Here is a 23,393-nt window from a genome sequence, read left to right as displayed (position 1 = left end):
ACATTGATGTAAGAACAGTTTTCTTAGTTAATTTATTTTAGGTAAACCCTTTTCAAAAAAGGCGTATAGCTCATATCGATAAAAACAAGAAGACAGAAAAATCTAAATAGGAGGACATATTAAAAGGTGTTAGCAGTATTTTTTAGGGTTCATGCTGCCGAAAATAGAAATTTGGTATTGGTTATGCTGCTTAACTGATCTTAATAACATTCAAAGAAACCACTGTTTTATTAAAAAACAAATATAAGCATTTGTGTGCAAATATCTTACTTTTATAACAACCTAATCAACTTTTATTTTAGAAATCTCTTTTAATTTAGCAAACTTTCTTTTATTAATGTAAAACGATAAATTGATACCTTTTGTAGATACTGGTTTGCGTGCTAAAGTCATCAAAATAGCGTAGAATAGTCAATCCCATTTTTTACATTGAGAAATGTAAACCCACCGACTCAAGGACATGATTATGAAAGATGAAAAATTACAGAAAGCCCTCGCCCGTATGGGTCTTGGCTCACGCCGTCAAATGGAAGAAGTCATAAAATCAGGGCGTGTTACTGTTAATAACGGACCTGCGACCATTGGTGATCGCGTCGAACAAGGCGATGAGATTCGCGTTGACGGTCGTCAGATTAAATACACCTCTGAAAACGAGAAGCGTCGCCGTGTTATCGCTTACTACAAACCTGAAGGCGAAGTCTGCTCTGCTAAAGATCCAGAAGGCCGTCCAACCGTTTTTGAGCGTTTACCAAAACTGACTCATGATCGCTGGGTGATGGTTGGTCGCTTGGACATCAATTCAACTGGGCTATTATTGTTTACCAATGATGGTGAGATGGCGCATCGCTTGATGCATCCGTCTGGCGAAGTGACTCGTGAATATGCAGTCCGTGTATTGGGTGAAGTCACGCCTGAAATTGCACGTGCATTAACGGCTGGCGTTATGCTAGAAGATGGCATTGCAAAGTTTGAAGATATCAAAGAAGGCGGTGGTGAAGGCGTCAACAAGTGGTATCACGTCCAACTAAAAGAAGGTCGTAATCGCGAAGTACGTCGTTTGTTTGAATCACAAGGCCTGAAAGTAAGCCGTCTACTACGCACGCGTTACGGTACGATTGCTCTACCAAAAGAGCTACGTACTGGTCGTTTCTTAGAACTCGACAGAAAAGACATCAACACCTTGACCGATCTAGTGAGCTTACGTCCTCGTTATGGTACGGGTCTGCATGGCGCAGCGAAAGAGAAGCAAGAGCGTATCAGAAGCAAGCCGCTTAAAGCGCGTCGTGCTACTGACAGTCGTAGCGATAGCCGCAGTGGTAGCGACACTCGCAATAGCAGCGCGAAGCCTAAAAGCAGTGCTAGCCCTGCCAGCCGTGGTACGCGCAATACTCGTGACCGCAACGACAAGCGTTAAGTGATACCAAACCCAAAAAATACGATTAGCTGTGTCAAACTCGTTTAGTCTACAATATGTAGTACTTGCACTTGTTTTCCTTGCTACTCTAATTTTTGTGAATGGTATCGTTTTAAAGTAGACCACAAAAAAGCTGCCAATGATTATTCATCATTGGCAGCTTTTTTATATAAGTTTTACAAAGAGTCGTTGTCAACCTGACGACTTATATTTAGCTATCGTGGCTATTAATATAATTCTTCATTACTCGTAGCTCTTGCAATTGCTGACTTTCCATTTGTTCTAATAATCTATCTAGACGCTGCTCAATATTATTAAATACCTGCTGTAATAACTGATTGGCTTCCGCCTTTTTTTCATTATCTGCATTGTCAGCGCTTATATTAATATTCGCTAGATGATGATGACTGGCAAGCATTTCAGGCAGCCTAGTGTGCAACATCTTATTCAATAAAAACTGTTGCTCGGTTACGGCAGGCTTTTTATGCTGAGCTTGTAGTGACTTTTGATACGCTTGATAGCGGGTTACTTTTTCATCGATACGTTTTAATTGGCGCAGCTGTGGCTCTGACAAATTTTTCAGGTGTTTTTTATGTAAATTTAGTTGCTGCCAACTAAGTTTGGACAATGACAACGGTGCATCATAATCCTGATAAGTGAGTACACCTGGCGAAATACCAACCGCTTTGTGCAGCGCATGCCAGCCTTTTTTACCCAAATAAAAGGTGGTGACGGTCGTTACAATGCCAATGCCTATTAAGATGCTCATATACCCTTACTCTTCATCGTTTAATCAAACCACTTTGCCTTTACAATTTAATATTCTCAGCACTCACATTCTTACCAGTTGCGCCAGTTGGATTTTCAATCGCTTTAATTTCTATATTAGCACTATTGACACTACTAACATTGCTATCGAGCTTTTGCATATCTGTCGTAGCAGCAGGATTATTAAAGCGTTTTTGTAGATAGCGGTTGGTCGCGAGCAGCTTTTGACCATCTTGATGATAAGAGGCATTCAGTAAATCATCAAACTGAGTATTAATGGTACGTAATACATCTAATAGCGCTTCTTTTCCAGTCACATTAGAGTGCTTAATTTTGGTCGTGTCAGCGCGCGCGCCATCCCCCACATCTAAGTCGTGCAAGCGGCGATAGTCAGTTACAGCAAGTGGCACATGTCTGTCCATTAAATTTTGAATCATAATGTAGGTTTCATTGACCGTGTCTTTATCGTCTATCTTGCCATCATTATTGGTATCGCCATAAATGACCCGCAGCTTCTCCCCTTTTTCATTGATTTGGTCGAGTGCTGTTTTGACTTCAACAGGCAAGCTTTTTTCTGGGATATAACCCAATTGCGGCATCGCTTTGTACTCAAGCATTTTAGGCGCAGTCATTTTTTTGATACCACGGTACCCCAGATATAACCCAGCTACTGGTAACACTCCATATAAAATGAACATGACAAACATCGCAGTAACTTGAGTCATTAGAGTATCCTAATTGTTGAATAAAATGGCTTGGCTAAATGGCTTGGTAAATTTCTTATTATTTTAAATAAGATAGATAGTTATTATTAAACAAAAAAATAAGGCTCTATTAAAGCCCTATATTGTTATGCATTGCGTCGCTTGTGTGAAAACCGTGTTAGGGCGTGTCCCCAATTCAATCACAGCTCTGAATTATGTTAATTTTATAATGCCAATTAACAGCCATTATCTATTAGTAATTAACTTTTTGTCCGGCTTTTGACATAACGGTGCGTTGAAGCCAAACGATTCATCACCGTTTGATGCAGCTCATCTAACAATTCATCAAGCTCATAATCAATCTCTAAAAACAAATCCGTCAGCATGTCACCTGCCGTCATTTTTCCTTGCACCATACTGTTTTTGGTACGGTGCGGGCTAAAACGCTGTAATTGCTCGTAATGATGTAGGGCTTCTGGAATGCTCTCTGACACCAGCTTATCGATGACAAATTGGCGTTCATTATGCTGCTGTTGTTGCTGCTCATTGAGCTCACTGCTCCACTCACGATAGCGTTTTAACTTACCATTGATACGGTCTAGTATCGCAACCGCCTCGATGGGCATGGCGTTTAGGGTGGCTTCATCGACCACATCAACAAGCTCAGTCATAATCGGGCAGCGTCCATGTTTGAGATACCATAAAGTATCGGGGTCAAAAGGTGGTCTATTGGTCGGGCGCATCTGAGCGCGATTGGACAGGTAGCGATCAGTCAATGGTGTCGGCGTTCTGATATCACTCACTTGCGCCAAAGCATCACAAATACGTTCGCTGCGCTCAGGCGGCGTCAGTACAGAACGCTGACTGACAGCTTGATCGTTTTTATCATTGTTTTTACTATTATTATCAGTCACCTCTATATCTTGACTGATAGCCATCTCCTGAGCATTTTTGGCTGCTAGCGTTGGCAGGTCATCTTGAGCTTGCCCAAATGACTTTAGCATTCTTGTCAGACTTACCACCATGACCTACCTTGCCCCTCGTCCCGTGCACGCTTATTGCGCTCGTATTGCATAGATTTATCCAATAGCGTATCTTAACAGCTTTTTACCGCGCTGCCAGTAAGCAAAATGTCAACACCTCTCATCCGCCCCCTGCTAAGCACACTATTATGAATGCGACTGACTACACCTCTGGATTCTTACTTGGGCTATCGCTCATCATCGCGATTGGCTCACAAAACGCCTTTGTACTCAAACAAGGGCTCAAACGTGAGCACATATTTTTTGTCTGCTTATTTTGCGCAGTCAGTGATGCGCTGTTAATCTCTGCTGGCGTTGGCGGTTTTGGCGCAGTCACGGCGCAATATCCGCAAGTGGTCAATATCGCAAAATTCGCTGGCGTCATATTCTTGCTAGGCTATGGATTGCAGAGCTTATATGCCAGTGTGCGCGTCACACATGCACTCACCGTCGAGGGACAAGTCGTCACCAGCTTAAAAAAAGCCCTGCTATTATGTTTTGGCTTTACTTGGCTCAACCCACACGTCTACTTAGATACATTGGTACTCGTTGGCATGGTTTCAACGGGTGCTAGTAGTAAGCTGGCATTTGCAGTCGGTGCAGTCAGCGCCTCATTCTTTTTCTTTTTTGCGTTAGGTTATGGGGCGCGATTACTCAAACCATTATTTGCCAAACCAAAAGCGTGGAATATACTCGATGCTTTGGTAGGGATACTCATGTTGTATTTGGCGTGGCATCTGTACCGAAGTTAAAAACAGCGATAAAGGCAAAAATAGGTGATAGGCTAAACCGTTAACACAGCTCCTAAATATAAGTATAAGTACAAAAAAAGCCAAACACCTTGTATAAATGCGTTTGGCTTTTTGAAATCTGAAACTTTTACTATTTACGATACTTTTTTACGCTTTTTAGGCTTAACGAAGGTTAAGTTCAAAAAATGCTCAAGCGAGTCATCAAGGACGTCCAACCAAGGCTCTGGCAACTCAGGCGATAGCGTGCCTGTTAACGTAGAGCGATACGCCTTTTCTCTAAAGGTCATGATATTATCGGCTTTGTCTTTTTGCCACTCTTTTAAGATTTCACCCTGTTTTTCAACAGCAAATTCTGGATAATCGGTCGCGTTGGTTAAATCACGAATATAAGCGGCTTGAAAGTCGATTGAATCGCTGACCGTCACACACTTCGCGTAAGTTGCCAACCACTTTTTCTCATCTGCTTCACGGTGTACCAATTCAGGCAATTCGATATCGCCCATCATCACATCACGTGCATACCATGCTTGAGCGTCAAACATATTAAAGGTGAAATACTGATCCTGCATACCTAAATAAATGAGCTTTGGGTTTGGCTGCCAGAAAATCCCTTTGTACAAGTTGGCTGGATATAAGCAGTTATGCGTTTGCAGACGTAACTCATCGGGCATAAAGGGGAAATGAAACAGATAACCAGTACACATAATAATGGCATCAAATTTTTGGCTGCTACCATCGGCAAAATGCGCCACATCTTCTTCAAAATGGGTGACCAAAGGCACTTCTTTGATACCCTCTGGCCAATCATAGCCAAGCGCTTGCGTGCGATAGCTGATAGTGACTGATTTGGTACCATACTTATAACACTGCGTGCCAATGTCTTCGGCTGAATAACTACTGCCGATGAGCAAAATATCTTCGTCTTTGAATTCTAAGGCGTCACGAAAATCATGCGCGTGCAGAATGCGACCAGGGAAAGCTTCTAAACCTTCAAAGTAAGGCATGTTGGGCGTGGAGAAATGACCCGTCGCCACGACCACATAATCAAACTCTTCCACTTCTTGCTCGTTGGTTTTATGATTCATCACCGTCACGGTGAATTTTTGTGTGTCATCATCAAATGACACCCAACGTACTGGGCATTCAAAGCGGATGTATTTTTGGATATCTTGTTTATCGATACGCCCCATAATATAGTCTTTTAGGACTTCACGCGGTGGGTATGAGGGGATCGCTTCACCAAAATGCTCGTCAAACGAATAGTCGGCAAACTCTAAGCACTCTTTTGGGCCATTCGACCACAGATAACGGTACATGCTACCGTGAACAGGTTCACCGTTTCTGTCTAAACCTGTACGCCAGCTATAGTTCCACATACCGCCGATGGCATTTTGTTTTTCATAACAAACTATCTCAGGTAAGTCTGTTTCACCAGCCAATCGAGCCGCTTCGAAAGCGCGTAATTGTGCTAAACCACTTGGACCTGCACCTAAAATAGCAATTCTTTTATTACTCAAGACTAACTCCTATGATAATAGTTGTCTGTCCACTGTAACATATTTTTATGAATGGTGTTTTTTCGAATACTTTTGGTGATTAATTAGCCATAGCTTAAGACATGACTATTCTCCAAATATTACTTCTAACCGAATCTTTGATTTTTAAATTTGATATGAGTTGGCACATACTTTTCATTAGGACGTATTAAACATGCATAAATCAGCACTATCAGTGCTAGGTTGAATACACAACACGCCCATTGAGGAATAAATCAAAAAACTGACGGACAAACATAACGTAGCAGCGTCATTACACTAAATCAGGAAATAAAGTGCGTAAGCCATTAACGATAATTTCGATAGAAACTGCCGCCAATAACATCCCCATAATTCGGCTCATGATGTTCAATCCAGTATCACCCAGCAAGCGACTGATACGACCTGCCGCCATCAGTGCTAGATAACAAAACAGACTGATAAATAAACCAGCAATCAATATGGCAGATACTTGCAAAATACCAGAGACTTGTGAAGAATAAATAATCACCGTCGAGATACCACCCGGTCCAATCATCATTGGAATAGCGATAGGCACAACCGCTGCAGCCATGGTGGGCGGCGCGTCTTGTACATGGTCAACATCGAAGTTTTCTTGATCGGGCTTCACGGGATTACCGTCGCCATTCATCATATTAAGAGCAATCAAAAACACCAAGATACCACCTGCCAGCTGAAACGAGCCGATAGAAATACCAAGTGCTTTTAGTAATGTCTCGCCTGCTACCGTAAAGAAACTAATAGTGATAAAAATCGTCAAACAAGCAACACGCGCCACTTTGCGTCGATTATTCATCGAATAACCACGGGTCAAATCCAAAAATAACGTCAAAGCGCTAAAGGGATTAATCAGTACCATAAAGGCTAAGATTATCTTGATGATTTCAGTATTCACTGAGCGCTCGCTTGTCTATTAGTCAAATCGGGCAAAAAGATAAGGTCATCGTGCGAGTGCAACGATGACCCAATAGATGGTTAACAATAACTTTGTAGCTTATATTGTATCATAGGCAGATAAGCTAATTAAATCATTAACTTTGCTTACCTTTCTGACAGCAGACTATCAACGAAAATAGAGGCTCAACATTGACCTATCAGCCACTACTCAACATTGACCTATCAGCCACTATTTGGCGGGTAAAAAACCTCATAAAGCCTAATCGCTAAAACAGGTATGTGAAGACAGGCATGTTGAAAATCATGCGCTAAAATCAAGACCAATATCTAATGCCGTGGTACTGTGCGTCAAATAACCCATGGCAATAAAATCTACACCCGTTTTTGCCGCGGCTTGCACCGTTTCAGGAGTAATACCACCTGAAGCTTCTGTTCTAGCGCGACCTTTACACATCGTTACTGCCTGCGCTAGCATTTCAGGGGACATATTATCTAATAGCACCAAGCTCACGCCAGCGTCTAATGCCTGCTCTAGTTGCGCTAAAGTATCGACTTCTACTTCGATGGGAATTAAATGCCCAGCGAAGTTTTGTGCTTGTCTAATCGCAGTCTTTATATCACCAGCGATAGCAATATGATTGTCTTTGATTAAAATAGCATCATCCAGTCCCAAACGATGGTTGCGCCCGCCGCCGCAGCGTACCGCGTACTTTTGTACAATGCGCAAGCCTGGAATGGTCTTACGTGTACAAGTAATTTGCGCAGGATACTCTGCCACACTATCTACAATTTTTCTGGTATCTGTCGCAATGCCACTCAAGTGGGTCATAAAATTGAGCGCGGTACGTTCTGCTGTCAGCAAATGGCGCGCATTACCACGCACACTAGCCAAGACTGTACCCGCGTCAACCCATTCACCATCAGCAACTTGAGCCACAAACTCAATCTGAGAATCAACCATCGCAAACGATAAACGTGCCAAATCCATACCACATATCACGCCTGCTTGCCGCGCTTTAATCTCTAACTTCGCTTGCATATCGGCTGGAATGGTGGCTTGTGATGTGACATCCCCGCGTCTGCCCAAATCCTCAGTTAGCGCAGCTTCAACTAAAGGTTTAAGCAATACGTCATCCAATGCTGGTTCTTTTTTAACTGTCATTTTTAACCCTTAAATAAACGTGGCGTTCATATATGCTGATGCAATTAAACTCAAAATGAGCATAAATATAGCGTAAAGTTAACAGCCTCGCAAGGAACCGTCATCATTTTGTGCAGCCGATAGGGTTTTATAATCATCAAAATAAAGATGGCAAGGTAGTATATTGACGCCTATTTACGCTTAGGCAACTTACTATCCATCAATAAGCTTTGTAGTTCAATATCATGACGAAATCGATAAAGCTTGGCAGGACGACCACGTTGGGCGCTACTACTCTGTCCTGTTTCCATCACAAGTTTTTGTGAATCTAGCAAACGACGGAAATTTTGCTTGTGCAAGCGCACTCCTGAGAGCGCTTCTACGCTTTGTTGTAATTGTGACAAGGTAAATACATCTGGCATCAAGCCAAAAATAAGCGGTCGGTATTCAATTTTGGCACGCAGCCTTGAAATAGCCGTTGCAATCACTCGGCGATGATCATAATACATCGGCACACCGATGAGCTGTGACCAGTTTTCAGGTAGCTTATTCTGATGGCTCGGTTGGTGAGCACTTTGATGAACGCTTTGATGATTCATTGAATAGCTGGGTGGATAGTTTGGTGCTTCCGGTATCAGTCCCGCTTCATACAGCATCTCATAGCGCAGTAACACATGCTCAGCGACCCACTCTCTATTTTCATAATGCTCATAGGCTGTGTATTCATTATCCGCATTTTCACTTGTGGTCATATTACCCACTAAGAGCGCTTCACTTACACCCCAACATAAACCAATACGCTGACGGCGGCGCTGCTGAATGCCTGAATCTTTAGCGCTATCTGCCCAGCTCAGTAATGCTGGCACAATATTATTCATAATGATGCTAGGTATGCCATCCAAATGATTTTCCCAAGGAAAGTAATCATACCAATCACGCCACAATGCTTGGCTTTGTAGCTGCTGCGTTTGTGTCTCTTGCACCAGTCCCAAATAGCTCACGTAGACCAATGCGTGACCATCAACGTTGCGCCTATTGGTATCGACAAAGGTATAGAGTTGCTCCAAATAACCAAGTGGTTGCTGTGTTTGTTCCTCAACCCATTGGCGCACACCCGCTTGCAATGAGCGATGCAACGGCATCAATGGACCATTGGGTAACAGCTTTCCTTGATCAACGGTTAAGACCCGAGCGGTATGCTCAGTAATGGCGACTAGCACAGCCACGACTTCTGTGGTGCCACTACCTTGCTGATGCGCGTGTGAATAAGACAACGTCATGACTTTAGTGATTACCTTTTATTTTAATTATTAAATAAAGCTCAACTGCTAAGCTGTTGACCATTTGCTCAGTATAGCTTGAATCAACGATTATCATAGTTCGTGGTTGTAATTATATAAAATGAGTCTTTATAAATCATAAATGTACAAATCATAAATGCATAAAAAATACTTGTGTTTATGCTCAAAATGAGCATAATTAAAACATCTGACTAGCCAGCGATATTAATTGACTGATTTTTAGCGGCATATTGGTTGTCGTTACTGCCTAAAAGGTTTGCATCTATGAAAACTTATCCTTACGACGCGCCCATCATGAGTAATGACAATCGCATTGCCACTCAAATGAATATTGAATATGCCAAAGCTAAAATGCCAGCAGACTTGCCGCGTGCTGAACGGCTTGCAGTTGAAGAAAATATCAAACAGCTATTAAATGCGCATAATGCAGTATTGGTCGCCCATTATTATGTCGACCCCTTTATTCAGGATTTGGCATTGGCAACGGGCGGTTGCGTGGGTGATTCGCTGGAGATGGCACGCTTTGGGCAAGCGCATAGCGCCCAGACCTTAGTGGTCGCTGGCGTCCGCTTTATGGGTGAGTCGGCGAAAATTTTAAGTATGGAAAAAACAGTGCTGATGCCAGACTTGGAAGCGGAATGCTCGCTTGATTTGGGCTGCCCTGCTGACGAGTTTTCCGCATTTTGTGATGCTCACCCTGAGCGTACAGTCGTGGTTTACGCCAATACTAGCGCCGCCGTCAAAGCCCGTGCCGATTGGGTGGTGACGTCATCGGTTGGCATCGACATCATTCGCCATTTGCATGCTAATGATGAGAAAATCATCTGGGGTCCTGATCGCCATTTAGGTAAATATATTGCTAAAGAAACTGGCGCAGATATGCTGCTTTGGCAAGGCTCGTGCCTGGTACATAATGAATTTAAAGCAACTGAGCTCATGCAACTTAAAAAGGAACACCCAAATGCCAAAGTATTGGTGCATCCTGAATCCCCTGATAGCGTGGTGGCGCTCGCCGATGTGGTTGGCTCGACCAGTAAGCTGTTGCAATCGACTCATGAGATGGATGCCGATACCTTTATTGTCGCCACCGATTTGGGTATTTTGCACGAAATGCAAAAGCGCTCGCCAAATAAGCGTTTTTTGGCTGCACCTACTGCAGGTGAAAGCGCCAGTTGTAAGAGTTGCGCGTTTTGCCCATGGATGGCAATGAATGGTCTAAAAGGTATTGAACAGTGCTTGACGCAGCGCAGCGGTGAAGTTTTGATGACGCCTGAGCTAGCAATCGCAGCTAAAAAGCCCTTGCAACGTATGCTTGATTTTGCCGAAGCGCAAAAGCAACGTGTGACAGCGAGCGGTGATATTGTCAAAGACCGTGAGCTGTTTGCCAATGTCGGGGCTGCCTAATATGAGCGCGGCATTGACAGCGGAATCATTAGGTCTCGATAGCCCTGCTGCTATGGTACAAACTGACGTACTTATCATTGGCGCGGGATTAGCGGGCTTAAGCACAGCTCTAGCATTACCAAAATCGCTGAATATTACTGTATTGAGCAAAGCCGCCTTAGAGATTTGCTCCAGTCATTATGCCCAAGGTGGCATCGCGGCAAGCTTGGATAAAGAGGACTCTGTCGCTGACCATATTGCCGATACCCTAATCGCTGGCGCAGGGTTATGCGATGCTAATAATACCAGCAGCATTTTAAGTGCCGGGCAACAGGCAGTGCAATGGCTGTGTGAGCAAGGTGTGCCTTTTACCCAAATACCGCAAGAAGATAATGCAAAACCTGTCACCAAACTACAGACTGAACTACAAACTGCCGACTTACATTTAACCAAAGAAGGCGGGCATGGTTGCAGGCGGGTCGCACATGCGGATGATGCGACTGGTCGACACATTATGGAAGCCTTGACTATAAAGGCGAAAAACGCTGCCAATATCACTATTTCACCTTATCATGAAGCGCTGAGCCTTTTAACAAACAGTGCCAATCCAAATAAGCAATGCCAAGGGGCACAAGTTTTCGATCATAATAATCAACGACAACTGACTTTTTATAGTCGCGCAGTCGTACTGGCTAGTGGTGGCATGGGTCAATTATTTAAGCGTGCCAGTGCACCAAATGTCTGTGTCGGCGATGGGGTTATGATGGCACTGCAAGCGGGCTGCCGCTTAGCAAATTTAGAATTTATCCAATTTCATCCGACGGGCTTAGCAGTGGCAGACAGTAGTTTTTTAATATCGGAAGCACTACGCGGTGAAGGTGGGCGGCTGACCTGCCCGCAAACCGGTGCGCGCTTTATGTTGGAAATTGATGAACGGGCAGAATTGGCACCACGCGATATAGTCGCTCGCGCCATCGCTGAGCAGATCAGTAATAACGGACTTGGCTACGTACATTTAGATGTCAGTCATTTGCCAGACCAATTTTTACGGGAGCATTTCCCACAGATTTATCAAACATTATTCAACCTCGGCATTGATATGACTAGGGAACCTATCCCCGTTGCCCCGACTGCGCATTATAGTTGCGGTGGCGTGGTTACTGACGCCAATGGTGTAACCGATGTGACAGGGCTTTATGCAGCTGGCGAAGTTGCCTATACAGGTTTGCATGGTGCGAATCGCTTAGCAAGTAATTCACTTTTAGAATGCGTAGTCGTTGGGCGCAATATCGCTGCTGACTTACCGCGATACTTAAAAGCATTAGAAAATCTAAATCACGTTACCAGTTATGATCACTCGAACTTATTAGCAACTGCCATTTGGACAGCACCAACGCTTAAAGATATTCAAGCTATTAAGCTTCCTTCTTCTCCTACCATTCTATTTAATTTATCTCATTGTGATGACACTGATATCATTACCCATGATTATGCTGGCAAAATAGTCACAGAATTAAAAGTTTTAATGACCTCTTATATGGGTATCACTCGAACTGCCGAATCATTAGAGCAAATATTAATACAGATACAGCAATGGCAACAGTGGCTTGAAAAAACTAGGTTAAATCAGTCCAGTATGAGTACTTTAGATGGCACTATCACTGCTAATGAGCTGACACTATTTCAATTAGCACGACAATTACAATTAGCCACGTTGGTTATTCAGTCAGCTTATCAGCGTTATGAGAGTCGCGGTGGTCACTATCGTCAAGACTATCCGCATTTGGCATCCACACCTCGAACCAGTGTGATTGCGCCATTATCGAAGTTGAGAGAAGCTGACAAAACAGGCAGCAGAGAGGGTGGCATTGATTGGCTGCTTCAGCCTATAATCGATGACACAGAGGCTAGAATGGTAAATACAGTTGCTAACATCTAACAGCAATTGGAAGCTACCACTTTAGCCATGAAAAACGGTAATTCACCGTTTTCTATTGACCTCAAAGTGCTAAAAACATGGCTTCTGATTCATGGTTTGTGATTATTCTAATGTTAGTCGTCAGTTCAGTTTGGGCGATACTTTCCCTACCTAGCTTACGTCAGCGCTTACCGAAAATCTATTTAATCGCGCGCTCATGGTGGCTCATGTTAGCGGCGCTTTGCGCGTGTTATGTTATCGCTAAGATAACGGATAATAGCCAACCCTCACAGCCTCCTACCTACCCCTACCAGTGGCTGCTTATTGCTTTTTTCGTTTTAATTGGTCTGCGTGGCGGCTATGAGATCAAACGCTTATGGTGTCTACAAAGCAAGTCTGTGCTGATTGAGAAACTGCAAGCACGCGGTTTACAACCCAAGATATTGCCTTTTAGCCAAACCTCTTCCCATTCTACTCAAGCTTATACGCGTCTAAATCTGTTAGACCTAGTCTTTAGCTCTGCTTTTATCACACTGATTGTCAGTCTCATTGCTTTACAACAATTAATCTGGCAGCGCGAGCAGTATGGCGTTTTGTTTTTTGTGTTATTCGCCAGTCAATTTAATGATATTGCCCAGTATTTATGTGGAAGATTGCTTGGTCACAAACTATTTAAGCGCGGTCTTGCCCCAATTATTAGCCCGAATAAAAGTATCGAAGGCGCTCTTTTCGGCAGTATGCTAGCAGCGATATTGGCAACGTTATTAGGCATTTGGCTCACGCCTTTTAACTGGTGGATTTGCTTATTAGCCGCTTACGGCTTAGCGGTTAGTGGTATCGCTGGAGATTTATTAGAATCCGCCTTTAAACGTCAGCATGGGGTGAAAGACACGGGTACGATGCTCGCCGGACATGGCGGCGTATTAGACAGAGTAGATAGCTTGCTCATTGGCGTGCCGCTATTTACCTTGTTTTATTGGCTGCTTGGGTAAACTATTATCAAGTCGTTTTATCCAATTTACTGCGTAATATCCAGTTAAGCACAGGCTTAGGCAAATGATTGAGCGCTCGAGTGATATAACGCATGGAGCGCGGAAATACTGCCAGCTCAACATCATCATCAATGGCTTGCATAACATGCTTAACCGCCGTTTGCGTATTTATTATGAATGGCTTATGACTGGCATCGCCGTCATTCAAATCGCGTAATGCTTGAGTATCGATATAACCTGAGGCGATGCAGTTGACTTGGATATGATACGGCGCAAGTGCCGCTCGATAAGCGCTGGCAGTCGCAATCATGGCGCGTTTGCTTTTGGCATAAAGACTGGCATAAGGGTAATTCATAGTACCGGCGATAGAAGCGATACAAATCAGGCTGAGTTTGTTGCTTTTATGAAAATCCAATGAATAACTTTGCTGTTTTAATTGCTCGCTTGCCCATCTAAAGACCTGCTCAAATGCTTGTAAATTAATCGCGAGCATTTTATCGCTGTCAGCTTGACTCAGATGATGAACACGCTCATTGGTGTAACTACCCGCGCTATAAATCAACCTTTGAAAACTGATATCAGATAAAATCTCTAACAACGATTGTGTTTGCGCGCTATCGGTTAAATCACAGCAGTGAGTGACAATATTAGGATGCTGACTATTGATATGGGCTATCTTCTCTACGCTATGACCAACCACGCTCACTTGCCAGCCAAGCACCTGATGATGCAGCGCCAAAGCCAAGCCAAGTCCACTCGTACCGCCGAAAACGATAAGATGCGACGGCTTATGAGCTGAAGTCGACTTTATAAGATTTTTCATAGCTCATGCTGCTGTATATAGTCAGCCGTACGCTGATAGCCATATTGCCATTGCGCCTGCATTTGCTGCACAAAACCGTCATAGTCACTGTGAATGAGCTCAACCGTCAGTTGTTTTATGTTAAAACGCTTTTGTACATGCTGTCCTGCCAACTGCTGACCATTATCTGCAAAGGGCAACCAGTGTAGCTGATTCACTCGATGCTTGATTGCAGCAGAATCAACGAGCGACAGTATTTCTGCTGATTCATAACCATGCACTTGTGCCAAGCGCTCATTGGGGTCAAAACCAAAAACGCGCTGGATCGCAGGAGCTGCAAGCCATGAATCATAACCTGCCTTAGTCTCTGCAAATACCGTCTGCCCCAACTGACATGCTAGCTCAATCGGCGTGAGATTAATCACCCCGCCTAAGCACCAGCCGAGCGTCTCAATATGCGTTGGCGGTAGATAATACATATCTGCCATAGAAGCACGAACCGCTGAATTAAATTCCCACTGCTTTACGATATTTACTGACTGATGAATACGCCTATCGGCAAACGTATGCGCAGGTGCGTTAAGTATTTCATCAAAATGCTCTGATACTGCCAAACGAGGTGGTGCAAATAACAACTCTTGCAGCTTAAACTCGTCGTAAACAGAACTATCAGCAGTAGGCGTTTGATTGCCGGGTTGATTGGGTGCTTGATACAGTCGGCTAGCGATAATGGCTATCTCTGGCGCGGCGGTATTAAACGAATTATGACTATGCTTGGGAGAAAAATGAGACAACTCATCAAGCCATTGACTCTCATCATCAATTCGAAACATCGCTAAATGCTGCAACTCACTTAATAGTCGCTCATAGTTATCTACTTGCTGCTGTTTTTGGCGGTTAGACAGCTGCCGTGACAAGCGCCAGCGTTTAAGCGCCTGCATCATATAACGTATTTTTAAACGTCTATTGGCTTCGTTTGGCGCGACATGTCTGATTGCAGTGATGGTATGGTACAACTCACGACTGCACATGAGCGCCTGCAAATCCTTTGGATCAGGCGCTAGATTGACCAAATAAGCCGACAGACTGCCACCGCAAGTGCCGACGATAATATCTGGCGTCAAATCATGGGCAACCAATGCCGCATAGCTGCCCAAATAATAGGCGAAACGTGAACCGCCCCCTGAAAAAAGCTGCACACGCTCATAAGGCTTAGCGCTTTGATTATTCATCTATCATTCATCAGTAGTCGGTACTGTTTTAATCGCTAGCGACACGGTAAAGATACCAAAGCGATCGATACGCATGGCGACTTTTTTAAAGCCAGCATTTTCAACCAATTGATCCATTTCTGCTTGCGAACGACAGCGCATCACCCAACTGCTACCGCGATGATTGTTTAAGGTTTTGCTGATAAATTCCTGCTCAGGATGCCACGGCTGATTGGTATAAAGTAAATAACCATCAGCTTTTAAACTGTCATAAATACCTGATAACGCGGTAGCTGGTAACGTATTATCAGAAAATAACTCAAACACGCCAGAGGCGATAGCAATATCGAATTTTTTATCGTCAAGGCCTTTAGTATTGTCACTTGCCTTCTGTAAATAAGAATAACTGGCAGAGTCAAACGCATCTTTTTGACAAGTAAGGACACGATCAGAAATCTCTAACTGCTCCGCCTTTGCCTGTAAGGCTTGGATATTATGCTGCTCATAATCGCGTAGCTCAGCGTGCAAGTTAGTAAACTCTGTCAGTAAATCAAAGGCATAAAAGCCATGCCCACTGGCAATATCGAGTAGTTTTGGTTGGTATGGTTTAGTACTGCTCTGATTTTTGTCTTCAATATCTGCCAGAGCTTCACGTGCCAGCTCCAATATATGCTCACGGCGGATACGAATTCCTTGCCAACCAATATTGCTCAAGTAAAACTTATCGACTGCTTGACCAAATTTATTCTGCCCACTCGGCTGATTATAATAAACGTGATCGAGCGAGTGACCCGAGTCAAATCCATGCTCCAGACCTGTAGCAATGGCGTCGCTGACATGACCAAATTTTTGCATGGCAAATCGAGTAATGGCAAAGCTTGGGTTAAAGGGTTTAATCGCTAAACGGTCAACCTTATCTTTACTGGCACTATTAAGATGAGCCGCGCTTAAATCAGGCGCTTTAACGTCCTTACTGAATACTTGCTCAGCGAAATTAATACAATCTGCGAAGACGTCTGCTTTATTGGTCTCATGAAAGATTGCATGATAACTGTCTGGATATAATTGCCAGCGTTTATCAGTCGTATTAATCGCCTCATAAAAATCGCGCTCTGCCTGCTTATCGACCACGTAATCTTTACCTGCACATAATATAAACGTCGGTACAGTAATAGCGCTAGCATCATCGAGCAAGCGTTGACCCGTTGCGTGCGTATCGATGAGTAAGTCGGTCGAGATACTGTTTGAGATGAGCGGATCAGCATTGTAGGCTTGCTGCGCGTCTTTATCATGAGTCAATACTTGCGCTTTGACGTAACTGCTCACGCGTGACATCAGTCCAAGCGCGCGAGCCACCTTTAGCGACGGTATCGCAAATGGCATGTACAAGCGAATACTTAAAGCAGGCGTACCCAATATCATGCCACGAATATTTGGGGCATAATCATGTACCCATGCTGCGGCGAGTACCGCGCCGATACTACTGGCGACAATTAAGGTATCCTCGATAGCAATGCCCGTTTGCCCGATAACCAATTGCACAAAACCGTCTAAATCGCGCTCAAGCTCGGTGACGCTTTCGGCATGGTCTTTGATGCCGCCTGAGCGCCCATTACCGCGCGCATCCCAAGCGAATACTTGATAGCCTGCCATAGCAAACTGCTCTCCAAGTTCTGCTAAGCGTCCCGAATGTTCGTGACCACGATGTAATAAAATGACTTGACGCAGAGGCTGACTGGCTTTTTTTATACCCTCTAAAGGCATCGTTAGCCAATAGCGATAATAAATCGCCGTGCCATCGTAAGCGTTATAGCAACTTTCACCGCTTATCAATTTGGAAGACGATGAATTGAGCATATCGCTAACCTGTTCCACTTTTTCATGACTATTGAGAGGGGTGGTCGGCATTATCTTAGGCTCCAAAAAGGAAGTTTTAATAGCAGAATTTGATAAAGACGCATTTAATGAAGAAAAATTTGATAGAGGATAGCTTAATAACGAATAATTTGATGCAACAGCATCGAAAAATAGCGTATTGGGTTGACCAACATTCACTTGGTAACCAAGAAGGAAAACTGATTTATGCGATGACTCTGGTATTGACTCAAGAGTTTCTGAGTAATTTGAGCGAAGCGCGGGTGGTTTACGCATCAAGTATAAATCTGCCATATAACGCAGGCGATTCAAGCAGGTTTTTAGTAGCAGCGCCTCTGTCAGTATCAATAGCGGACCCACTTTGATATGCGATAGCGCGGTCGGTGCTTTAGTCGCCATAAAAGCGCCAAGCACGCCGAGCACAAAAGCACGATCGCTTTTGCCTAGAGGTCCTTGGTTTGCTCTAATGTCTAACATCGTATTACTGGTAATACCTAGTAACTCAGTGCTTATACTAAGCGCAATCAGACCGACAATATGACGCTGATGGATTGATATACGGTTTGGTGAATTGACTGCCGACGCTTGTAAATTACCATTAGCAACATGCGGAGCTAAACTTGCGATAAGCGCCGTATCAGCCACGATATCACCCACTTCATTGAGCACTGCCCCAAGCCTTGAGGCTTGCCCATGCTCACGCGCCATCATGCCATCGATAGCATTGAGCGCCATACGCACAAACAGTGATGAAGGTAACAGCAACCATAATGCCTGCTGCTCAGTTGCGGGTTTGGCAATCATATAGGCCGTACCAAGGCTCAATGATACGGCTGACACCGTCACTTGATTTGCTGTCACCTTTTGCTCGACCAACGCATCACTTATTGGGCGCAGCTGATCTTGAAACTGAGACTTGAGCTGATATAGCGACATGAGGCAAGCCAAATATAGTAAGTCTATTAATGTAGCAACAAAAGTTGGTCAGGTAAATACTTAAGCGTTGTTAGCAGTCAAATTATCATGAATGAAATCCTGACTTACGGCTTAGTGATTCAGGATTTTATCTTAACGCTCAATATTTGGTCGTTAAACAGTCGGCTTTTACAAGGAATCTTAGCCGCTCATGTCAGTATTGGTCGTTTCATGTGATACAATTTCCAGCTTCTTAAAAACGCCTTTGAAAATGCCGCGAGCCAATCACTATGCAAAGCCTAGTTACCCTTGTTCTGGTATTAATGCCAATGTTTATTGGCTTTGCCATTCCTTCTCATCCAACCATGACAAAACTTGCAGATAAAGGCTTATCTTATCTGGTATTTATCATCTTAGCGCTGATTGGTATCGAGCTGTCACAAGTTGAAGGACTTGGCAGTCAGATAGGCGAAATTGCGCTGTATGTGACCATACTATCGATTTTGACAATTGGCAGTGGTTTATTTGCCCTGATGTTATTTGACCGACTCCGTCCATGGCATGCCAAAAAATCCAGCGTAAAATCTAAAGAACATCGCGTGAGTATCCGTGGTAGCCTCGCTCAAGTTATTTGTGTGGTCATTGGTATGGTGATTGGTTATTTCTTACCAGATAATTATATGCCGCCTGAAAATACCATGACTGTGATGCTGATGATATTAATTTTGTTGGTCGGCATTGGTTTAAAAGGCTCAGGTATTACGCTAAAAGAAGTGCTGTTGAATAAGCGCGGCGTTGAGATGAGTGTCATTTTTACACTAGCTGTATTGGTTGGTGGCTTGATATTTGCGCTGATGTTTAGCGATGTCTCTTGGACTAAGGGAATGGCCTTGGCATCAGGGTTTGGTTGGTATTCGTTATCAGCAATCGTCATGACCGATGCTTATGGCGCGGTTTGGGGCAGTGTCGCGCTATTTAATGACTTGGTACGTGAGTTTTTTGCATTGATATTTATTCCCGTGTTTATGCGTAAATATCCATCAGCAGCAGTCGGGCTTGGCGGCGCGACGAGCTTAGACTTTACCTTACCAATTATTCAGCAATCAGGTGGTCTAAAAGTAGTGCCTTTAGCGATTAGTTTTGGCTTTATTATTAATATTGTCTCGCCTGTTTTGATGGTGGTGTTTTCGGCGTTGGGTTAAATATAAGGGCTCACGTTAAACTTTTTTAATAGAGTTTAACGTGAGCCCACTAGAGAGCTTTTATCCTGCGCTGCCAATTATATTAATATCCAATTATTAAACATCAATAGCAAAATAAACTTTATCCATAGAATAATCAAACGTCTCACTTAGCTTAGCCAAAGGTGCACGCCACACTTGAATAAACAAATCAGCTAATATATCTGCGCGCTCAAGGATTTTATCTTCATTCCATACACTTAAGTTATCCTCAGTTTCTGGTTGAAAATAACGGTTTAAATTAGATTTACTATACTTAAGTATCTCTGGGCGCTTTGTCTGCCATGAACCGTTAGAAATAGCAGGATTTAAGCTATTTGTGACTAGTGTTAAATTACCAATCGTATTTTTTAACGTATTCCTACGTGATTCTTGTTCTAGAATATCTTCTGCTGACTTACCTTCTTTTTCTAGTGGCCAGTGCTTTTCCCATTTCTCAGGTAAGATATGTTCAATAGTAAGGTTTTTCTGAATTGGCATGAATTCAGCTTTGGAATGATGTGAAGCACCATCTATTGCCTCTAATACCATCCTAAGTTTATATTGTGCGATACGGCCATACATTGGACGTTGTAACAACTGAGATTTCAGCTCGATATCATCAGGCATCCGCGAACTATCACTATCACTTTTAGATAAGATGGTATGTACATCTTTTGCGTTTATAGGAATATCAGACTCTTTTTTGGTTCGATATATATCTTTTATGACGTCTGTAAAGTAGCGGTTATAGTTCTTACTAGTCATCCCACAAACCATTCTTCTAACTAAGTATGATTCCAAAATGCTTAGAAAATTATGTAACTCATTAGGTTGACTCTGCCATAATATCGTTGCCAATAACAATAATGGATAAACAGTCGCCGTATCTACGGCCTCTAATCGATATAAAAACAGAGCTAATCTTTCATCTTTAGGCTGAGTAATGGTTTGATAAAACTTGGCGAACTGCTTCAGAGCAATTAGATGCTCAGTCGTACTCTTAGGATGCTTAAAAAATTGATTATTAAATTTATCATAATTATCTTCTGTATCGTTAACATAGGCCTTAAATGAATCAAATAGATGCGATACTTTAATGTCATCTTGTAGCATTAAGCTTAAGTAATTTTGTAAAAACCAATCTATTCGTGGACGTTTAGTTCGCCCTTGACTTACCTCTTCACGCCAAAAATCGCTATCAAAAGCGAGCCAATACTCAGTATATAGATGCTCTACTTCTTTATCTGATCCAACAACTTTGCGAAACAAAAAATTCTTAATCAAATCTGCGGGTAACAGCTGTGTACCACGGGCATTTAGTGTCTCAAAAATAACCTGCGCTTCATCTTGCGAATGCAAATCAATGACAACAATTTGTAAATACTCACGTACTACTTGCCATAGTGCATCTAAGCAATTTTCAACATTATCACGCTCTACAAACCATGCCTCTAAAACCTTAGTAAAATATTGATAAGCTTTAAATATTTGACTATTCTTAATCTTGTCATCGAGCTGTGCTAACTGTTCTACGTCATAATGACTCAGTTGATGTACAACCTCAAAAGCGGGACGATCACTGTTGGTAGGCCAAATTTTATAAGCTTCTTGATCCAAATCAACCTTGCTACGCTTATTACTCACTAAACCATCAAATCTGTCGTAAAGCTTAGTATTACTGTGCTTTTCACAAAGGTCTCTAATAGCAATCATCATTATCTGTAAGGTAGTAAAGCGTTGTTGACCATCAATAACCTGTCTAGTCTCAATAGAACCAGTAGCATTGTTATCACGCTCTAATACTACTGCTCCTAAGAAATGGCTACGACAGTTCTCATTCGCTAGATAACGGTCGGCGACATCAACTATATCCTCCCATAAATGACACCAGTTTTTATCTTCTGTCCAAACGTAAGGACGTTGAAATAACGGTATTTGATAAGAGACAGTACTATCAAATATACGTTCTAGATTACGAGCATGTGCTTCCATTTATCGGTCTTTCCTCTAGTTGTTAATAATATAAAATAAATTTAAAACATTTTCGAAAATAAATTAGAATTAAACTTCCTATCAAGCCATCTCTAGATTTTTTTCCACCTGACAAACTCTATCATGCCACTCGATAAAAGCATCAATAGCTTGCGTAGCTGCTGTATTTCTATCAATCGTTTCTTTACCAGAAAAACTCTCGACATAATGACAAGCACGATAGCCTTGGGTAAAACGATCATAGTCAACAATCCACTGCTTACGCGCTTTTAACTCATCTTGACGTTGCTCAATGCTACTATCTATATCTGTGTTCTCGGAGCCAAACCAAAAGTCCTTAGCAGGGATATCTTTAGCTAACTTCTTATCTTTAACCTCATTCATGCGCCATGGTTTGGAAGTGAGACGCGCACGAAAGCATTGCTGCACCTGACATAGACGAACATAATTGGTATCCGCATGGAAATACTCAAACCATTCTTCGACCACGCTATCACTTGGCGATACAACATCGTGAGTGGCGATAATACGAAAGCCTGCTGGCGTTTGATATAAACGAAAGCATTCGGTAGGATGATTAACAACACGTTTTTTGATTAAATCCGTCATATAGGGCAGTAACGAGGCGGCGTCATCGGCATATTTTTGCGCGCGGGCCTTGTCTTTAACACTAGCTTGTTGCCACAAATAGACGGTCGCACCAATCATAACAGCCAATAACCACAACCATGATAGTCCTAGCCAAGCGATGACACTGGCAATAAGTATAAAGACAATAACAAAAAACCAAATTTTAATTTTGCTGGCGGGATTGCTTTGATTAACGAGAAAGGCAGGCATAAAGCCATGATGGTTATAATCATCAGGATAGATATGACGCAATAAATCATCATTATCAACATCGATAATGGCAATATTATCGACGTTAGCCACTTGGGCACCGTAGCTGTTACGCGTGACGATAAGCTGCGTTGCGGTTGCGCTATTATTAGTTAATTTAGTCTCTGGGAAAGAATGCTCGGAGACAATTTGTTCACGGATAGGAATGCCGTTGCCTTCGTTATACTCTTCCTTGCGCTCACGACGTAAGATATCTTCACCTGCCAGCCAGCGCTCATGGGCGTCATTGACTCGCAATTTAGCATGGGATAGCGCTTCCATTTGGCTGATATCTGACCAACCATAACGTTTGATAGTGGCTTGCTTGGAAGGGTTACTAGACGTTTCTAGCGATTCAAAGCGCTGTTTGTGTTGCGCCCAGTATTTAGGGATAAGCATGAGATTTGCCTTCGAGTAGTTATTTTTATTTTATGGTTATTTATTAATAAATGACAAAAACTAAAACTCGATACACCTGTTTGAGCCTAGGTCATTTTGATGATAATTAGCTTTGTAGTTTTTTAAATCAGTTACTAGGGCGTGTCCCTAATCTGTAAAAGTAAGTATAAAGGCTTTAAAATAAAGAGACTATTTCAAACAGGGCTCTCTAAATTATGGCAAGAACAGTGCTCACCGATAATACATGGG

At 42.8% G+C, this 23,393-nt stretch carries 19 protein-coding genes; 7 read left to right on the top strand and 12 right to left on the bottom strand.

Annotated elements, in window-relative coordinates; translation table 11 throughout:
• Positions 1-466 precede the first annotated feature (466 nt).
• Positions 467-1,414: a 23S rRNA pseudouridine(2605) synthase RluB gene (gene rluB, locus ACP7AE_RS11205; RefSeq protein ID WP_426243120.1), complete on the top strand. Its 948-nt coding sequence runs from the start codon at positions 467-469 to the stop codon at positions 1,412-1,414.
• Positions 1,415-1,625: 211 nt separating this feature from the next.
• Here rluB and ACP7AE_RS11200 read toward each other — a convergent pair whose 3' ends face one another.
• The 3 genes from ACP7AE_RS11200 to ACP7AE_RS11190 form a co-directional block, all read right to left on the bottom strand.
• Complete coding sequence (locus ACP7AE_RS11200; protein WP_426243118.1) at positions 1,626-2,183, bottom strand: hypothetical protein; 558 nt, start codon at positions 2,181-2,183, stop codon at positions 1,626-1,628.
• A 40-nt stretch (positions 2,184-2,223) separates the two neighbouring features.
• Positions 2,224-2,907 carry a hypothetical protein gene (locus ACP7AE_RS11195; RefSeq protein WP_426243116.1) on the bottom strand — a complete coding sequence of 228 codons (684 nt, stop codon included), beginning with the start codon at positions 2,905-2,907 and terminating at the stop codon, positions 2,224-2,226.
• A gap of 239 nt (positions 2,908-3,146) precedes the next feature.
• Entirely contained in the window at positions 3,147-3,890 is a 744-nt protein-coding gene (locus ACP7AE_RS11190; protein ID WP_201539544.1) for a hypothetical protein, read from the bottom strand.
• A 167-nt stretch (positions 3,891-4,057) separates the two neighbouring features.
• Between ACP7AE_RS11190 and ACP7AE_RS11185 the strand changes: the two genes are divergently transcribed.
• A complete protein-coding gene (locus ACP7AE_RS11185; RefSeq protein ID WP_201539543.1) occupies positions 4,058-4,660 on the top strand; it encodes a LysE/ArgO family amino acid transporter in 603 nt (200 codons plus the stop codon).
• Positions 4,661-4,794: 134 nt separating this feature from the next.
• Here ACP7AE_RS11185 and ACP7AE_RS11180 read toward each other — a convergent pair whose 3' ends face one another.
• The 4 genes from ACP7AE_RS11180 to ACP7AE_RS11165 form a co-directional block, all read right to left on the bottom strand.
• On the bottom strand, positions 4,795-6,177 hold the full coding sequence (locus ACP7AE_RS11180) for an NAD(P)-binding domain-containing protein (RefSeq protein ID WP_426243114.1): 1,383 nt from the start codon (positions 6,175-6,177) through the stop codon (positions 4,795-4,797).
• Between the two features lie 292 nt (positions 6,178-6,469).
• Positions 6,470-7,111, bottom strand: a complete 642-nt coding sequence (locus tag ACP7AE_RS11175; protein ID WP_083475671.1) for a MarC family protein — start codon at positions 7,109-7,111, stop codon at positions 6,470-6,472.
• 303 nt (positions 7,112-7,414) lie between these two features.
• A complete protein-coding gene (nadC, locus tag ACP7AE_RS11170) occupies positions 7,415-8,275 on the bottom strand; it encodes a carboxylating nicotinate-nucleotide diphosphorylase (protein ID WP_426243112.1) in 861 nt (286 codons plus the stop codon).
• 170 nt (positions 8,276-8,445) lie between these two features.
• Positions 8,446-9,534: an NUDIX hydrolase gene (locus tag ACP7AE_RS11165; protein WP_426243110.1), complete on the bottom strand. Its 1,089-nt coding sequence runs from the start codon at positions 9,532-9,534 to the stop codon at positions 8,446-8,448.
• Between the two features lie 285 nt (positions 9,535-9,819).
• Between ACP7AE_RS11165 and nadA the strand changes: the two genes are divergently transcribed.
• The 3 genes from nadA (at position 9,820) to ACP7AE_RS11150 (ending at position 13,848) form a co-directional block, all read left to right on the top strand.
• Positions 9,820-10,959, top strand: coding sequence for a quinolinate synthase NadA (gene nadA, locus ACP7AE_RS11160; protein ID WP_426243108.1), 1,140 nt, complete (start codon positions 9,820-9,822; stop codon positions 10,957-10,959).
• Between the two features lies 1 nt (position 10,960).
• Positions 10,961-12,877, top strand: coding sequence for an L-aspartate oxidase (gene nadB, locus ACP7AE_RS11155; protein ID WP_201539540.1), 1,917 nt, complete (start codon positions 10,961-10,963; stop codon positions 12,875-12,877).
• A 77-nt stretch (positions 12,878-12,954) separates the two neighbouring features.
• Positions 12,955-13,848 (top strand): phosphatidate cytidylyltransferase, encoded by an 894-nt coding sequence (locus ACP7AE_RS11150; protein WP_426243106.1) that lies wholly within the window; start codon positions 12,955-12,957, stop codon positions 13,846-13,848.
• A 7-nt stretch (positions 13,849-13,855) separates the two neighbouring features.
• Here ACP7AE_RS11150 and ACP7AE_RS11145 read toward each other — a convergent pair whose 3' ends face one another.
• From ACP7AE_RS11145 to ACP7AE_RS11135, 3 genes are read right to left on the bottom strand one after another with little or no spacing between them, the layout of a single operon-like run.
• The gene (locus tag ACP7AE_RS11145; protein ID WP_426243104.1) at positions 13,856-14,671 is read right to left on the bottom strand and encodes an SDR family NAD(P)-dependent oxidoreductase; all 816 of its coding nucleotides are present in this window, start codon (positions 14,669-14,671) and stop codon (positions 13,856-13,858) included.
• On the bottom strand, positions 14,668-15,882 hold the full coding sequence (locus ACP7AE_RS11140; protein WP_426243102.1) for a patatin-like phospholipase family protein: 1,215 nt from the start codon (positions 15,880-15,882) through the stop codon (positions 14,668-14,670). Before ACP7AE_RS11140 ends, ACP7AE_RS11145 begins: the two co-directional genes overlap by 4 nt.
• 3 nt (positions 15,883-15,885) lie before the next feature.
• Positions 15,886-18,672 (bottom strand): alpha/beta fold hydrolase, encoded by a 2,787-nt coding sequence (locus tag ACP7AE_RS11135; protein ID WP_426243100.1) that lies wholly within the window; start codon positions 18,670-18,672, stop codon positions 15,886-15,888.
• 87 nt (positions 18,673-18,759) lie between these two features.
• Here ACP7AE_RS11135 and ACP7AE_RS11130 point away from each other — a divergent pair, with 87 nt between their 5' ends.
• Both ACP7AE_RS11130 and ACP7AE_RS11125 read left to right on the top strand, forming a co-directional pair.
• Complete coding sequence (locus tag ACP7AE_RS11130; RefSeq protein ID WP_426243098.1) at positions 18,760-18,888, top strand: hypothetical protein; 129 nt, start codon at positions 18,760-18,762, stop codon at positions 18,886-18,888.
• A gap of 53 nt (positions 18,889-18,941) precedes the next feature.
• Positions 18,942-19,853, top strand: coding sequence for a lysine exporter LysO family protein (locus ACP7AE_RS11125; protein WP_426243096.1), 912 nt, complete (start codon positions 18,942-18,944; stop codon positions 19,851-19,853).
• Between the two features lie 96 nt (positions 19,854-19,949).
• On the opposite strand, the gene ACP7AE_RS11120 is transcribed toward ACP7AE_RS11125, so the two are convergent.
• Both ACP7AE_RS11120 and ACP7AE_RS11115 read right to left on the bottom strand, forming a co-directional pair.
• Positions 19,950-21,866 (bottom strand): DUF262 domain-containing protein, encoded by a 1,917-nt coding sequence (locus ACP7AE_RS11120; protein ID WP_426243094.1) that lies wholly within the window; start codon positions 21,864-21,866, stop codon positions 19,950-19,952.
• Positions 21,867-21,947: 81 nt separating this feature from the next.
• A complete protein-coding gene (locus ACP7AE_RS11115; protein WP_201539533.1) occupies positions 21,948-23,144 on the bottom strand; it encodes a hypothetical protein in 1,197 nt (398 codons plus the stop codon).
• Between the last annotated feature and the right edge of the window lie 249 nt (positions 23,145-23,393).

This window comes from Psychrobacter sp. TWP2-1-2 (genome assembly GCF_049896785.1).
Taxonomy (GTDB): domain Bacteria; phylum Pseudomonadota; class Gammaproteobacteria; order Pseudomonadales; family Moraxellaceae; genus Psychrobacter.
The sequence above is the reverse complement of the archived record's forward strand: the minus strand, read 5'-3'. Positions and strand labels throughout refer to the sequence as shown.

What these genes read in the sequence shown, in the direction of transcription:
- rluB (WP_426243120.1), top strand. Translation starts at nt 467, where the DNA reads ATGAAAGATGAAAAATTACAGAAAGCCCTCGCCCGTATGGGTCTTGGC.
- ACP7AE_RS11200 (WP_426243118.1), bottom strand. Translation starts at nt 2,183, where the DNA reads ATGAGCATCTTAATAGGCATTGGCATTGTAACGACCGTCACCACCTTT.
- ACP7AE_RS11195 (WP_426243116.1), bottom strand. Translation starts at nt 2,907, where the DNA reads ATGACTCAAGTTACTGCGATGTTTGTCATGTTCATTTTATATGGAGTG.
- ACP7AE_RS11190 (WP_201539544.1), bottom strand. Translation starts at nt 3,890, where the DNA reads ATGCTAAAGTCATTTGGGCAAGCTCAAGATGACCTGCCAACGCTAGCA.
- ACP7AE_RS11185 (WP_201539543.1), top strand. Translation starts at nt 4,058, where the DNA reads ATGAATGCGACTGACTACACCTCTGGATTCTTACTTGGGCTATCGCTC.
- nadC (WP_426243112.1), bottom strand. Translation starts at nt 8,275, where the DNA reads ATGACAGTTAAAAAAGAACCAGCATTGGATGACGTATTGCTTAAACCT.
- ACP7AE_RS11165 (WP_426243110.1), bottom strand. Translation starts at nt 9,534, where the DNA reads ATGACGTTGTCTTATTCACACGCGCATCAGCAAGGTAGTGGCACCACA.
- nadA (WP_426243108.1), top strand. Translation starts at nt 9,820, where the DNA reads ATGAAAACTTATCCTTACGACGCGCCCATCATGAGTAATGACAATCGC.
- nadB (WP_201539540.1), top strand. Translation starts at nt 10,961, where the DNA reads ATGAGCGCGGCATTGACAGCGGAATCATTAGGTCTCGATAGCCCTGCT.
- ACP7AE_RS11150 (WP_426243106.1), top strand. Translation starts at nt 12,955, where the DNA reads ATGGCTTCTGATTCATGGTTTGTGATTATTCTAATGTTAGTCGTCAGT.
- ACP7AE_RS11145 (WP_426243104.1), bottom strand. Translation starts at nt 14,671, where the DNA reads ATGAAAAATCTTATAAAGTCGACTTCAGCTCATAAGCCGTCGCATCTT.
- ACP7AE_RS11140 (WP_426243102.1), bottom strand. Translation starts at nt 15,882, where the DNA reads ATGAATAATCAAAGCGCTAAGCCTTATGAGCGTGTGCAGCTTTTTTCA.
- ACP7AE_RS11135 (WP_426243100.1), bottom strand. Translation starts at nt 18,672, where the DNA reads ATGTCGCTATATCAGCTCAAGTCTCAGTTTCAAGATCAGCTGCGCCCA.
- ACP7AE_RS11130 (WP_426243098.1), top strand. Translation starts at nt 18,760, where the DNA reads ATGAATGAAATCCTGACTTACGGCTTAGTGATTCAGGATTTTATCTTA.
- ACP7AE_RS11125 (WP_426243096.1), top strand. Translation starts at nt 18,942, where the DNA reads ATGCAAAGCCTAGTTACCCTTGTTCTGGTATTAATGCCAATGTTTATT.
- ACP7AE_RS11120 (WP_426243094.1), bottom strand. Translation starts at nt 21,866, where the DNA reads ATGGAAGCACATGCTCGTAATCTAGAACGTATATTTGATAGTACTGTC.
- ACP7AE_RS11115 (WP_201539533.1), bottom strand. Translation starts at nt 23,144, where the DNA reads ATGCTTATCCCTAAATACTGGGCGCAACACAAACAGCGCTTTGAATCG.